Source organism: Phaeodactylibacter xiamenensis, assembly GCF_000759025.1.
Taxonomy (GTDB): Bacteria; Bacteroidota; Bacteroidia; order Chitinophagales; family Saprospiraceae; genus Phaeodactylibacter; species Phaeodactylibacter xiamenensis.
This window is the reverse complement of sequence record NZ_JPOS01000038.1, coordinates 242,878-256,598: the sequence shown is the minus strand read 5'-3', so window position 1 is coordinate 256,598 and position 13,721 is coordinate 242,878. Positions and strand designations below refer to the sequence as shown.

Genomic DNA, 13,721 nt, shown 5'->3' with positions numbered 1-13,721 from the left:
ACATCATGTCTAAAACGAAGAAACGCAGTAACACCATTATTTTTGTCTTAATTGGCCTAATTGCGATATTGGTTGCCGTTGTTATCTGGCGCAACCAATCCAAGCCCAAGGGCGAAAAGGTCATCACCGAGCAAGCCGAAAAACGGACTATCGTGGAAGAAGTCTCCGCAAGTGGCAAGGTATTCCCTCAAACGGAGGTAAAAATCAGCTCTGATGTATCCGGTGAAATCGTCGATCTGCTCATCGAAGAGGGCGACTCCGTGGTATCCGGACAGCTACTGGCCCGCATCGACCCGGATGCCTTTGAGTCTCAGGTAGAGCGCGGCGCCGCAAGTGTAAACAGCGCCAAAGCGCAATTGGCCAATGCCCGTGCCCAAATTGAGCAATTCACTGCCCAGAAAGAACAAATTGAGGCACAATTGATCAACGCCCGGGAAATCCAGGACCGTAATAAGCCGCTCTACGAGGATGGCGTGATCTCCGAAGCAGACTATCAGCAATCACTTGCTAATCTCCGGGCGCTGGAAGCCAACCTCCGCTCTGCCGAGGCTAACGTTAAAGCAGCCAAACAAAGCGCAGAAGCTGCCGCCTATACCGTCCAAAGCTCTGAAGCCAGCCTGAAAGAACTAAAAACCAGCCTGCGACGCACCGAAATCTTTGCTCCCATGAGCGGCATTATTTCCCGCCTTGACGTAGAGGAAGGGGAACGCGTGGTGGGTACCATCCAAATGGCCGGTACAGAGATGATGCGCATTGCCAACCTGAATGCCATGGAAGTCCGGGTGGAAGTAAGTGAGAATGACATCCCCAGGGTCACGGTAGGTGACGAAGTGGCGATTGAAGTGGATGCCTACATCGACCGCGTCTTCAAAGGGAAGGTCACTCAAATTGCCAACTCGGCAACCAATGCCGCCTCTGCCGCTTCCCTGACCAGCGATCAGGTGACCAATTTTGAAGTCCGCATCAATATCGACCCCGCTTCCTACGACGACCTCATCACTCCCTCGAAGCCCTATCCATTCCGGCCTGGTATGTCTGCCAGTGTTGACATCCGGACCGAAGTGGCCAATGGTGTACTTTCTATTCCAATTCAAGCAGTGACTACCCGGGAGCGGGAAGACGATGAAAAGCCCGAAGCTAAGCCTGCGGCCTTGGAAGAGGAAGAACAGGACTTAATGGAGGTCGTTTTTGTGGCCAGCATCGATACGGTACGCATGCAGAAAGTCAAAACAGGCGTGCAGGATGACACATACATCGAAGTAGTTGAAGGGCTAAAGGAAGGCGATGAAGTTGTAACCGGCCCGTATGCAGCCGTCGCTCGTAAGCTGAAATCCGGTGAAAAGATTCAAGTCGTAGATGAAGATGAACTCTACAAACGCGATAATGACTAAAAAAGCAAAACGGGCACTGATTATTTTTGTCCGCAACCCGGAAAAAGGAAAAGTAAAGACCCGGTTAGCCAAAACTCTGGGCGAGGATCAGGCACTAGCCATCTACAAGGCGCTCCTCGCCAAAACCCGTACGGTAGCCGAAGGCGTGGATGCCCTTCGGCTACTGTTTTATAGCGTGCAGGTAAGAGAAGACGACGACTGGCCTGGCAGTAAATTTGAGAAACGCCAGCAACAGGGCAATGACCTGGGCGAGCGCATGGCTCACGCATTTGAAGTAGCATTGAATCTTGCAGATGCGGCAATCATAGTTGGCAGTGATATTGCGCAGATCAACACCTCGATTATTGAGCAAGCCTTTGCAAAGCTCTCCAGCCATGATTATGTTATCGGCCCTGCCCTTGATGGTGGCTATTACCTTCTTGGCATGAAGCGACCCAGCCCGGAGCTCTTCCGGGGTATGGAGTGGAGTACCAATCAGGTCGCAAAAATAACCCAGGAACGTATATTGGAAACCGGAGGCACACTTGCCTTTGCCCCCACTCTTTCAGATATCGACTTTGCGGAAGACTGGGAGAAACATGGCTGGGAAATTTAAAGACAGGGAGAAAGAAAACAAAAAAGGGAAGCAGTGACGCTTCCTTTTGATAGTGTAGCCCGTACGGGATTCGAATGCTGACGATCCCAGAGGATGATCAGCATCCCGACAAGCAGCGCTTCGTCGGGGCCCGTGCTACCAGGACGAAAACCTGGCGGCCTAACACCCTTCCAGCAGGCTTTCAATCCGCGCAGCAGCCGCTTCGTCCACTATGCCATCGCTATACTTTTGCATCAGCCCCAGCAGCCTCGACTGGTTTAAGTTCTTTAGCTTGCTTTCCAGAACCTGGGCGCTACTCCGGCTTTCTTTCTCTGTATACCACAGCAGCTGCCAGGGCACGCCCGATGAAGTGCTCGGCTCCATGCCTCGGTTGTGACGGCTCAGGCGGCTTTGTACGTCCTTGGTCTGGCCACGATACAGGCGGCCCGTCTTTTCTGAATAAAGGATGTATACGTAGAACGGCATGGGGAGAAACAAAAAAAGCGAAGTGCAGATGCGCTTCGCTTTATGTTTAGTAATAGTAGCCCGTACGGGATTCGAACCCGTGCTACCAGGATGAAAACCTGGCGTCCTAACCCCTAGACGAACGGGCCAGTAAAACTGTATAACCGCAAGAAAAATAGTAGCCCGTACGGGATTCGAACCCGTGCTACCAGGATGAAAACCTGGCGTCCTAACCCCTAGACGAACGGGCCATACTCTCAATGCGGGATGCAAAAGTAATATTTGCACTTAAAACTGGAAACGTTTGCCAACTTCTTTTTGTAAAAAAGCCGTAAAACGAGTTCTAATTTCAAGTCTGCCCGGCACCTTTTTGCCAGAGCGATGCAAAGATAATGGCTTTCACGAATTTCCAAAAGCATCCATGAAAAAATATTAAAGAATACTTTCCAGGCATGCTTCTGTTTATCTATTAACCATGCTCAAAAACTATGGTAGCGCAAATTTAGTTCAACCCCATAGAGAAAAAAGCTTAAAAACAACCACAGTCCAGTAATTATTGTTATTTTTACACTAAGTCATTTTCAAGCGGTCTGCTATGCGAAATATCATTGTCAACCGCTTGCAAAACCCCTTAAATTTGTATATTCTGGGGGTGCACTGTTCAAAGGCGAATTTTATACTTTTGAACCCTTAACGGAGCAATACCTCCGTCCCGGACCAAATCATTAACATCATTAAATCGCGAAAAAACCATGGCAAAAAAAGTTGCTATCAATGGCTTCGGCCGTATCGGACGTCTGACGTTCCGCAACCTCCTCCAAAAAGAAGGCATCGAAGTTGTTGCCATTAACGACTTGACAGACAATCAGACCCTCGCCCACCTGCTCAAGTACGACTCTGCCCAGGGTCCTTTTGAAGGCACTGTAGAAGCCAATGACGATGGATTCATCGTGAACGGAAAAAATATCCATTCCTATGCCATCCGCAACCCGGAGGAACTGCCTTGGGCAGACCTGGGTGTTGATCTTGTGCTGGAGTGTACAGGCATCTTCCGTTCCAAAGAGAAAGCTGGTTTACACCTCAAAGCAGGCGCTAAGGACGTTATTATCTCCGCACCTGCTAAGGGCGGCGACGTGCAAACAATCGTGCTCGGTGTAAACGACGATGAGCTCGACCGCCGTGCAAATGTGTTTTCTAATGCATCCTGCACCACCAACTGCCTGGCTCCCGTTGCCAAGATCATTCACGAAAACTGGGGCATTCAGGTAGGTTCTATGACCACTACCCACGCTTACACTGCTGACCAGAACATTCAGGATGCACCGCACAGTGACCTGCGCCGTGCCCGGGCTGCCGCCTTCAATATCGTGCCTACGAGCACAGGAGCAGCTTCTGCTACCGGCAAAGTGATCCCCGAACTGAAAGGCAAACTTTCGGCAATCGCCCTGCGTGTCCCGGTAATCACCGGCTCTATGGTTGAGCTCAATGTGATGCTGGATAAGGAAGTTACTGTCGAAGAAGTGAATGCCAAGTTCAAAGAAATGGCAGAAGGCAAATTGAAAGGTGTCCTGCAGTACAGTACTGATCCTCTCGTATCCAGCGACATCGTGCGCAACCCACACTCCTCTATCTTCGATAGCTTAATGACTGATGTCAACGGCAAACTCCTGAAGGTAGTGAGCTGGTATGACAACGAGGCTGGCTACTCTGCACGCCTTGCTGACCTTACGGATATGATTCTGAACAAGTAAGCATCATCGGATCAAAAGATCAGGACCGGAGCCTTTGCTCCGGTCTCTTTGTTTTATAGCCTAAATTCCAACTCTATGCAACTCGAATTCAAAGGCAAAAAGGCACTGGTAAGAGTCGACTTCAATGTGCCGCTCGATAAAGACTATAACATCACGGATGATACCCGTATGCGGGCCGCCCTGCCTACCATCAGTCAAATACTGAAGGACGGCGGCGCTGCAATTCTGATGTCTCACCTGGGCCGCCCAATGAAAAAGCTTAAGGAAGATGGCAGTATCGACCGGGAGAAGTTCACCCTGAACCATATTACCAGTCATTTGGCTGAACTGACCGGTGCTAAGGTCCACTTCTGCGACGAAACCATTGGCGACAAAGCCACAAAAATGGCAGCCGAACTGCCTATGGGCGAAATCCTGGTATTGGAGAATACTCGCTTCAATGAGGGCGAGAAAAAGGGAGATGAGGCTTTCGCCAAAAGCCTTTCTGAACTGGCAGACCTCTACGTAAATGATGCCTTCGGAACGGCACACCGCGCCCACGCTTCCACCACCACCGTGGCACAATACTTTGATAAAGGGGCCAAGTCATTCGGCTACCTGATGCAGGCGGAGATCAAAAACGCCAACAAAGTGCTCAACAGCCCTGAACGCCCGCTCACAGCGATCATTGGTGGTGCTAAGGTTTCCGATAAGATCCTACTTCTGGAACGCCTGATCGACTTTGTCGACAACCTGATCATTGGTGGCGGCATGGCGTACACTTTCGTGAAAGCACAGGGCGGCAAGGTCGGCAACTCCCTGGTGGAGGAAGACCGCCTTCAACTTGCCCTTGAACTTATTGAGAAAGCCAAATCTAATGACGTCACTATCCACTTGCCAGCAGACAGCATTATTGCCGATAATTTCGCAAATGATGCTGCACACAGAGCAGCCGCAAGTAATGAAATCCCTGACGGATGGATGGGGCTTGATGTCGGCCCGGACGCGCGCACCAAATTTGAGGAGGCGATTGCCAACTCCAAGACCTTACTTTGGAATGGCCCCATGGGCGTATTTGAAATGCCCAACTTTGCCAACGGTACCAAAGCCATTGCTGAGGCCGTAGCCAAAGCCACTCAAAACGGTGCGTTCTCCCTGGTTGGTGGCGGAGATTCCGTTGCAGCGGTCAACCAAATGGGGCTTGCAGACAAAGTTAGCTACGTTTCCACCGGTGGCGGCGCCATGCTCGAATTCCTTGAAGGCAAGGAACTCCCCGGCATTAAAGCCATGAATGCCTAAAACTTTGAATTTTGGGGGAGTCCTGACAGCAACATCAAATGCAGGTAGCTATTTTCTGCTAAACCCCGTATTTTGCTTCAGCACTCCCCCACTCTTTTCTGCTCTTTTTCTAAAAATCGCTTACCTTTGCACGAGCAACTACACTTCCCTTTCCTTCTCGCCCGAATTCTGTTAAAATTGTCCTAAACTGTGCTGCTGTATTATGGATCGAGGCATCTTTAAGCCTCCTCTGTAAAGTAGATTGCGGGTTATTATCCTCATCTTAGAGGTCGCGATGATTCTTTTTTATCATTTTTGCTACTGAAAAATCCCCTCAGTATGAAGCGTATCGTTTTGCTTGTTCTGTTTGTGCTATCTGGCTTATGGTTGCCAGCTCAGGTTACCGTTGAACTGACCGTAACTGACGCCACAGTGACCACCACCTGTGACGATCTCTTCTCAGCCCCTGATCCTCTTTGGCAGGTAGAGGTAGAAAACCAGGGTATTGTTATTTACCCGGCTCAGGGTGCCTGCTACACGGCTTTGCCCAATGTGCAGTACGCTGAAGATTTCAGCTGCCCCAATGACCTCCCCGCAACCATTGAAGTCTGTTTTACAGTATTTGAAAATGACCCACTACTCCCAATTGGATGTTTTATAGACCGCTCGTGCGAAGAGCAAATCTGCGAAAATGTCACACTCCCCGGACTCGATGAAACACAAAATTTGACCCTGTCTCTTCCCAACGGTGGCGCCAGTGGCGGAACGTTGGAATACACTATATCTGTGACCGGGAACGGCAACTACAACGATCTGCCCTGCCAGGCCATCACGCTGGGCACCCTACTGCGTGGTGATACACTTGGCGATGCCACCATCGGACAGTATGATAACCTCTGCGCCAATAACCAAAATGAACCTAACCCTGCAGACGACGGAGGCTTCACCAATTCCAACGGCGTATGGTTCGAGTTCACCACCGGGCCTGATATCGGAAGCGTAGCCTGGATTGAAGCCCTGGGCGACCCGGAAAACACCGGAGATGCCTTTGATGTGGAAGTAGCCCTTTACCGCTCTGATAACGATACCTGTACCGGCAACCTCGAACTGGTCAGCTGGTCTGCCCCCACCAACAATCGGGACGTCTACATGCGGGTCAGCTGCCCGGAGCCGGATACCCGATACTATATTTTAGTGGACGGTGCTTTCACGGACCCCGGAGACGAAGAAGGTGTTTTCGGCCTTCGGCTAATCAGTACAGATGTCGATGATGCACCTAACGAGCGGTGCGATGCTCTTCACCTGGGCGCTGTCCCGCCCGGAGATACCATCGGTACGAATACCCTCTACGGCAACTACTGCGCCGACAACAATAACGACCCCTTCAGCCCGAATTTTGTCGTGCAAACTTCCGTTTGGTTCTCCTTTGAAGCACCGCCATCCGGCAACGTCTGGATTGAGGCCAATTCTGACCGGCTGGTTGACTCCATTGGTATTCAGCTCAGCCTTTACCGGGCTTTTTCCACCTGTAGTGGGTTCTTCCAGCACCTTGAAAGTTCTTACGATCCCAGCGACGAAGACGAAGCCCTGAACTTCAGCTGCCTGGTGGGCGGTGCTACCTATTACATACTGATTGATGGGGATGGTTCGAATGCAACCGGTATGTTCTCCCTCGATATTTATGATGCCGGCGACATCACCCCGGTAACGCAGATTGACACGACCATCTGTGCCGGTGACAGCTTTGAGGTCGGCAGCTCGTCCTATACGGAGACCGGCTCCTATGCGGATACCATCATCCTGTTCCTTGGCTGCGACAGCATCATCAATACGAACCTCACAGTCCTGGAGCCCATTTCAGTCAATGTTGAGCAAATACAACCGGCTATTGGTGAAGGCAACGCCAATGGGCAGGCCTTAGCTACCCCCACCGGAGGTAACGGCGGATACACCATTGAATGGTGCGACGGCACGACAGACCCTTCCAATAACAATCTGGTGGGCGGTGCAGCATGCTGCGTGACCGTTACTGATGACTTTGGGTGCGTGGGCGATACCTGCTTTACGATGGATTTCCTGACCGGCATCGTACCTATCGCCCAGGCTGATTCGGTAGCTTGTAATGGCGGAAACACCGGCAGTATCGAATTTTCGGCCATGGGAGGCATTCCACCCTATAATTACAGCTGGGAAAAGACCGACCTCAGCCTCTCCGGCACCGGTGTACTCAACGAAGACAACGAGATCGCCAGCCTCCCCAATTTGACCGCTGGCACTTATGGAATCACGATTGCGGACAACTTTTTCGATACCGCTTTCACCATGATTGTGGAAGAACCCAGTGCCCTTGAGCTCACTATCCTGAGCCAAAGCAGTACCAGTTGCTTCGGTTTTTGTGATGGTGCCATTAGTGTAGAAGCATCAGGGGGAACACCACCGTACACCTTCAGCTGGGCCAACGGAGCGGATACGACAGCACTAACCGACCTCTGTGCCGGTGTTTACGCCTTACTCCTCACTGATGCCAATGGATGCGAGCTCCCAGTAGCGTACGAAATCGAGCAACCTGAAGAGTTTATCGCCACCATCGCGGTAGAGCAGGAAGTGTCCTGTTTTGGAGGTAGCGACGGGCAGTTGTCTGTCAGTACCAACGGCCAACCCACAGACTTCAACTGGAGTACCGGCAGCACAACAGATACCCTGGACAACCGGCCCACAGGCCTTTATTCCGTGACGGTGACGAATACCGATGGGTGCCAGGATACCACGGAAGCCCTACTCCCCCAACCAAATGCTCCCCTGGAAGCCGCCATCGCCCTTTCTGAGCCCGTCACTTGTTTCGGGTTTTCAGATGGCGCACTGGAAGCCGTTCCTATTGGTCCGGGCGAGACCTTCACCTACGCCTGGTCCAACGGCAATACTCAATCGAACAACCGTGGTCTGGCTGCAGGCCCCTACAGCCTGACACTGACCAATGAGCGCGGCTGCCTCGACACCGCAACTTTTGAATTGCCACAGCCCGCCGCACTCGATTTCGAAGCTTCCGCTACCGATATCACCTGTGTAAGCGGTGAAAACGGCGGCCAACTACGGATTGATACCGTAACTGGCGGCACATCCCCCTTCGAGTACTCCCTTGATGGTGTGGTATTCGGCAACAGCCCGGTTTTCTCCAGCCTGTTCGCCGGTAGTTACAGTTTGATTGTACGTGACTCCTTTGGGTGCGAAACAGAACAAATACAAACTGTAGCGCCTGCACCTGTATTAACAGCCAACGCCGGGCAGGACCGTACCATTAACCTCGGTGATACCATCCTGCTCAGTGCCATCACCTCTGCTGACGCACCAGTCTTTACCTGGATTGCATCAGACAGCAGTCAGCTGCGGTTCACCGGGCAATCGATTAATGTCAGCCCGCAGCGAACGACCACCTATATCCTACAGGTTTTTGACTCCCTGAGCGTATGTACCGAACAGGACATCATCAATGTGAAGGTAGAGCGGGTACGCCGGGTATACATTCCCACCGCATTTAGTCCGAATGGAGATGGCAGGAACGATGAGTTCTTCATCTACGGAGACAAAGCGCTTGTCAACATCCCGGTCATGCGGATATTTAGCCGCACGGGCAGCCTGGTCTTCGAGCGGGAGGACATCATGCCCAATAATAATATGATGGGCTGGGATGGCAGATTCAGAGGCGAGGAGCTTAACCCTGGCATCTTTGTATACTATGCCGAAATCACCTTTGCTGACGGTGCGACGGAAGTATTCACAGGTGATGTCATGCTCATGCGGTAAACTATCCGCTGTATGGGTGGTCATTAGAAGAATATACCATCGCTGTACAAAATTTCGCCATCCAAACCGCGTTATGTATTGTTATATTTGCCGGAATAAATAACAAAAATCCCAATACGAAGCGATGAGAATCTGGATTGCCCTGTTATCTGCTTTTTTCTTGCTGCCGATGGCTGAGCTTGATGCGCAACGCATTGACCGCTATCAACGCCGCCTTGAGGAAGCACGCCGGGAAAGCTGGCCGCCTGAGCGCAGCTATTCCCGGATTAGCCTGGGATATGCCCTGCAGCGCATCTTCAAAAAGCACTGCGAGTACTGCGGCTTTACGACGCCCGAAAACAGCCGCCGGGACTATGTGCCACAGGACATCAGTAAGTTCCTCGGCCGGCGCACCTTGCGTACCGATGTGGAAACGGCAGACATCCGGGGCGGGGGGCTGCTCTACTATATTTTCCAGAAGGAGGATATTGAGCGTTCTTTTGAGGAGGTAGACTTCAGCCCCAACCGAGTGTTCACCCTCAGCAGTATGGAAAATCAGTTTGTGGTCAATCCGGATGAAAACTTCGACTCCTACTTCATGCACAAAACCTGTAGCGGTTACCTCCGCGCTGCACTTGAGGCTGGCGTTAACCCGCCATACGCCGCTTTTCAAACTGCATTGGATACAGATCATCAGCGGGAGTCTTCGGTTGTGGCCTTGTCAGGATCCTTCGTATCGCCTATGCGGTTTGTGCTCGAAGCCAACGACTACCGCACCACCGAAGCCATGCTCAAGTTATGGCGTTTTTACCAGGAAAATCCGGAGTTTATTGGGAATGCCTACTACCTGCGGGAGTTTGAGGGGGTCATGCTCAAGCACCTGACCTCAGCAGAAGAAAACTACCGTATAGAAATGGAAGGCGGGCTCAATCTCACCGGGCCGCTGCCCGCTCGGCTAAGCACAAGCCTGGGTTTTGGTAAGCTTGGCAGTGCCACTTTCTCCGGTACGGATTGGGAAACTATTATTTATACCGAATTCGACTATATTCGTGACAAGTGGAAAATGTTTAGCCCACTGCCAGGCCCAGAAGACATTCAGGCTTATCTGCAGAGCGTCAACCCGGTCTTCCAAAGCGCGCAGGATCTACCACTCATGATCGAAGGTATTGAGCACAAACACTTCCTTATTGTAGAGGGGATACCGGAATACATGACCCGCAACTTCTGGACCATTGAGCAGGTACAGTCCGGGCTTTACGACGGGCAGCCTACGATTAATGCAGAGCCTTACTTTGATGCAGAGGGGCAAGTTGGTGGCTGCCGGTTTACGATTACCGGCCGGCCGCTATCGGCTAACTTCGCCGGGCCTATTGATCAGCGGCCCAGTAAACTGAATGCCAGCTACCGTATACGCAGCAAGGAGCCTGTTGGGGGCAAATATTTATACTTTGATATAAATGAAGAGATTCAGACCAGTTCCCACCCTATCGCCAACGTAGCAGACGGTCGCTTTGACCTGACGAAAAAGGATGGCTGGGAGTTCGCCTTCCAGTGGAAATTCGCCATCGACATTGAAGACCACTACAATCCGGTCAACTTCGATGCCACCCCCTACATCGGCAATCTCGTTGTACGCCGTAGTGATAAAACGCTGAATGTACGTATTGTGGATGTAGAGCCCGATGCGAGCCGAAAGCGCTTCTTTGTGACCTTGGAGACGCAAAGCACCTACCCGCTCGAACGCATCGACAACTCCGCCATGCAGAATTACAACCTGGCCCTTGATATCCATCTGGAAAGTGCCCGCACTGCCGTTACGAGTGTCCGCCCCATCAAAGGTATCCTACGTTTCCCTGCACTGCGGGAAATTCTGCCCCCGGAACCGGAAACAGTAGAAGCCACGCAACCGGAAAACAAAGCATCAGAGATGGCTACCGGTCAGGACACCGTTGTCCCAATCAAAAGTAATGAGATCAACCAGGCCCAATCCGGTCTTCCCGTACCTGACAAGCAGAAGGCAGGCAGCGGGCAGCAGTTGGAGAAGTTCAAACCGGACGAACAGTAAGCCTAGATTCGGATGCGGAGCCCCATGTACAACCGACGCGGCTCTGCTGGAATGATCCCCGGACCAGGGTAGCCTGTAGCCCGGCGGGTAAAGTAGCGGGCATCGGTCAGGTTATTCATACCTGCCTGAATCCGATAGCGCTTCCAGGTGTAACTTGCAGATAAATCCATCACCGTATAGGTTGGAATGATGCCCCGGGTGGCATTAGCGACAACCTTAGCATTGGTCGCATCCGAATAGTGCGCACGTACATGGGACAGCAGGTAGCTGCCGGAAAATCCCCCCCGGCGAACGGTTATGCCTGTTTTAAGGCTCACCGGTGGGATAAGCTCCACATCGTTGCCCACAAACTGCCGCTGACCACTGATGTAAGTCCCCCGCAAGTAGCTGAAATTGACAAAGGCGAGTACCGACCATGGGCTTTCCTGATCTACGAAAAGCTTCCAGAGGTCTGCCTCGGCAAAGGACTCCAACCCGAGGATGCGCGCATCTCCGATATTGGTCCGAAAGGCTACAAGGCGTTCAATCACGATAGGGTCCGGTACGGTAATTTCTGCCAGCCCAATGCGGTCGTTGTAGCGCAGATAGAAAGCGGATGCATCAAACCTCAGCCGGCCATCAAGGGCATCTCCGCGCACACCAATGTCCGCATTGTAGCCCCGCTCATCGGTCAGCAGGGAATCAATAATGAGGTTAGGGTTCACCACAGCCAGGTCACTGAAGTTGATCGCCCGGTAGTTTTGGGAGTAATTGGCATATAGCTCTATTCCTGGCCTGAGCTGATAGCCAATGCCCAGTCCTAAAAGCGCCAGTGAGCGCTCATTCACCCGTGCATCTTCCAGCCGGCGCTCGAAGATCACTTCCCCGCCCGAAAAGACCCGCTCTTTGTAATACCCATCTGAAGACGTACGGATGTACTCAAAGCGTGCGCCCGGTGTTATACTCAGCCGGGGTGTAATATTGAACAGGTTCTCTGCGAAAACCGACACATTACGGCTCGGAAACTCGTAACTGGACTGCTCCAGGTCTTCCGGATTGAGAAAGCGGAAATCAGGACCGGCAGCTTCTGAAGCATCGCCCTGCCTGTTGTCGGTAAAGCCGCGGTATAGCCGAATACCCAGCAAAAAGGTGCTTAGCTGCTGATTCGTTTTGTACTGATGCAGAAGCCGGGCTTCGGAACCCACATTCTGATATTGTCCGGAAATCAGGTCGCGTTCGCGGAGCGGGTCCGGCCGGTTGATGGGACCAAGCTCGCCAAGGGCGTCCCGTTGTGCCATGAGGAGGAAGTTGCGCCAGTTGATGCGGGTACGGCTGGAAAGACGGTAGTCCAGGGTAAATGCTGCCAGGTTCCAGTCTACCTTAAACCAGTTGCGGGCACGTTTGGACTGCTGTGGGTCTTGCTGAAATTCGAAGTCTGCCAGTCCCCCGGGCTGCTGCGCCAGGTAGTTCATGTGGGTATACTCCAGGCCCAGTTCCAGCCGCTTAGCCGGCTTCCACTGCAGCCGGCCAAAAGCCGTATGTTGCTCATAGCCGGAATTGGGGCGCCAGCCATCGCCCTGCTTATATTGGTAAAAAGCATAGTAGTTCAGGTTGCCAACAGTGCCGCCCACGCTGTTGAAGGTATTCAGCTGCCCAAAGGAGCCGTAGGTGTTTTCGGTAGTGAACTCAAAAGGCTTATCCCGGGGCCCTTCTTTGAAAACGAAATTAAGCAACCCGCCAAACTGCGTGCCATATTGCAAAGAAGCCGCCCCGCGCACCACTTCAATTCGCTGCAGGGCCTGCGCCGGAGGAGTGTAATAGCTTTCAGGGTAGCCTAAGGCATCCGCGCTAATGTCATACCCGTTTTGACGGGTGTTAAAGTTGGAGGTCCGATTAGGGTCCAGCCCCCGGGCACCGATAGCCAATTGGAGACCCGCGCCATCGTTTTCCCAGATATTGAGCCCTGGTACGCCCTTGTAAATTTCCCGGGCGTTATTGGCAGCCAGATTGCCCATGGCTTTCTCCAATTCGATGAGTTCACTTTTTTTAGCTGCATAAATGGCGGCACCCTCCACGTTTCTTAGTCGGGACATGCTGTACGCGCCCCGTGATGCGTGCACCTCCACCGATTCCATATCAATGCTTAACCCCTCCAGCGCCAGTTCAAGCTCCGCCACCGGTTGCTCCGGGCTGAGGGTGACTTCCCGGACTATCGTAGTGAAGCCCGGCATGAAAACGGTCAGGCTGTAGGGGCCGGGAACTTCTGCTTCCAGCTCGAAAGTGCCATCCGGGTGGGTTTCCGCAACCGCGCCCGTTTCTGCCAGAAAAAGCGTGGCTCCGCCGACCGGTTGTGCCTCGGCTTTCGCCATTACAACACCCGTAATACCATACTGCTGACCCAACAGCAATAGCGGGGAAAAAACAATAGAAACAACAGTATGCAGTATTCGTAGCATGAC

General features: G+C 52.3%; 8 protein-coding genes and 2 tRNA genes. 6 read left to right on the top strand and 4 right to left on the bottom strand.

Going from position 1 to position 13,721, the window contains the following annotated elements; genetic code table 11:
* Positions 1–5: 5 nt before the first annotated feature.
* Together IX84_RS15850 and IX84_RS15845 are read left to right on the top strand one after the other, a co-directional pair.
* Complete coding sequence (locus IX84_RS15850) at positions 6–1,391, top strand: efflux RND transporter periplasmic adaptor subunit (RefSeq protein ID WP_044222849.1); 1,386 nt, start codon at positions 6–8, stop codon at positions 1,389–1,391.
* Positions 1,384–1,986 carry a TIGR04282 family arsenosugar biosynthesis glycosyltransferase gene (locus IX84_RS15845; protein WP_044222847.1) on the top strand — a complete coding sequence of 201 codons (603 nt, stop codon included), beginning with the start codon at positions 1,384–1,386 and terminating at the stop codon, positions 1,984–1,986. The genes IX84_RS15850 and IX84_RS15845 overlap by 8 nt, the downstream gene beginning before the upstream one ends.
* 159 nt (positions 1,987–2,145) lie before the next feature.
* On the opposite strand, the gene IX84_RS15840 is transcribed toward IX84_RS15845, so the two are convergent.
* From IX84_RS15840 to IX84_RS15830, 3 genes are all read right to left on the bottom strand, one after another.
* Positions 2,146–2,451, bottom strand: coding sequence for a GIY-YIG nuclease family protein (locus IX84_RS15840; protein WP_044223212.1), 306 nt, complete (start codon positions 2,449–2,451; stop codon positions 2,146–2,148).
* A gap of 56 nt (positions 2,452–2,507) precedes the next feature.
* Positions 2,508–2,579, bottom strand: a tRNA-Glu gene (locus IX84_RS15835).
* 30 nt (positions 2,580–2,609) lie between these two features.
* Positions 2,610–2,681, bottom strand: a tRNA-Glu gene (locus IX84_RS15830).
* 501 nt (positions 2,682–3,182) lie between these two features.
* On the opposite strand from IX84_RS15830, the gene gap reads away from it, so the two are divergent.
* The 4 genes from gap (at position 3,183) to IX84_RS15810 (ending at position 11,283) form a co-directional block, all read left to right on the top strand.
* Positions 3,183–4,181 carry a type I glyceraldehyde-3-phosphate dehydrogenase gene (gap, locus tag IX84_RS15825; protein ID WP_044222844.1) on the top strand — a complete coding sequence of 333 codons (999 nt, stop codon included), beginning with the start codon at positions 3,183–3,185 and terminating at the stop codon, positions 4,179–4,181.
* 75 nt (positions 4,182–4,256) lie between these two features.
* Positions 4,257–5,459 (top strand): phosphoglycerate kinase, encoded by a 1,203-nt coding sequence (locus IX84_RS15820; protein WP_044222841.1) that lies wholly within the window; start codon positions 4,257–4,259, stop codon positions 5,457–5,459.
* A gap of 318 nt (positions 5,460–5,777) precedes the next feature.
* Positions 5,778–9,239: a T9SS type B sorting domain-containing protein gene (locus IX84_RS15815; protein WP_044222838.1), complete on the top strand. Its 3,462-nt coding sequence runs from the start codon at positions 5,778–5,780 to the stop codon at positions 9,237–9,239.
* A gap of 124 nt (positions 9,240–9,363) precedes the next feature.
* Entirely contained in the window at positions 9,364–11,283 is a 1,920-nt protein-coding gene (locus IX84_RS15810) for a hypothetical protein (protein ID WP_044222833.1), read from the top strand.
* A 2-nt stretch (positions 11,284–11,285) separates the two neighbouring features.
* Here the strand turns inward: IX84_RS15810 and IX84_RS15805 are convergent, their stop codons facing one another.
* Positions 11,286–13,718 carry a TonB-dependent receptor gene (locus IX84_RS15805; protein ID WP_044222831.1) on the bottom strand — a complete coding sequence of 811 codons (2,433 nt, stop codon included), beginning with the start codon at positions 13,716–13,718 and terminating at the stop codon, positions 11,286–11,288.
* Between the last annotated feature and the right edge of the window lie 3 nt (positions 13,719–13,721).

Bases quoted from the DNA above. Each gene is read 5' to 3' on its own strand.
- IX84_RS15845 (WP_044222847.1), top strand. From the start codon at position 1,384: ATGACTAAAAAAGCAAAACGGGCACTGATTATTTTTGTCCGCAACCCG.
- IX84_RS15820 (WP_044222841.1), top strand. From the start codon at position 4,257: ATGCAACTCGAATTCAAAGGCAAAAAGGCACTGGTAAGAGTCGACTTC.
- IX84_RS15810 (WP_044222833.1), top strand. From the start codon at position 9,364: ATGAGAATCTGGATTGCCCTGTTATCTGCTTTTTTCTTGCTGCCGATG.
- gap (WP_044222844.1), top strand. From the start codon at position 3,183: ATGGCAAAAAAAGTTGCTATCAATGGCTTCGGCCGTATCGGACGTCTG.
- IX84_RS15840 (WP_044223212.1), bottom strand. From the start codon at position 2,451: ATGCCGTTCTACGTATACATCCTTTATTCAGAAAAGACGGGCCGCCTG.
- IX84_RS15850 (WP_044222849.1), top strand. From the start codon at position 6: ATGTCTAAAACGAAGAAACGCAGTAACACCATTATTTTTGTCTTAATT.
- IX84_RS15815 (WP_044222838.1), top strand. From the start codon at position 5,778: ATGAAGCGTATCGTTTTGCTTGTTCTGTTTGTGCTATCTGGCTTATGG.
- IX84_RS15805 (WP_044222831.1), bottom strand. From the start codon at position 13,718: ATGCTACGAATACTGCATACTGTTGTTTCTATTGTTTTTTCCCCGCTA.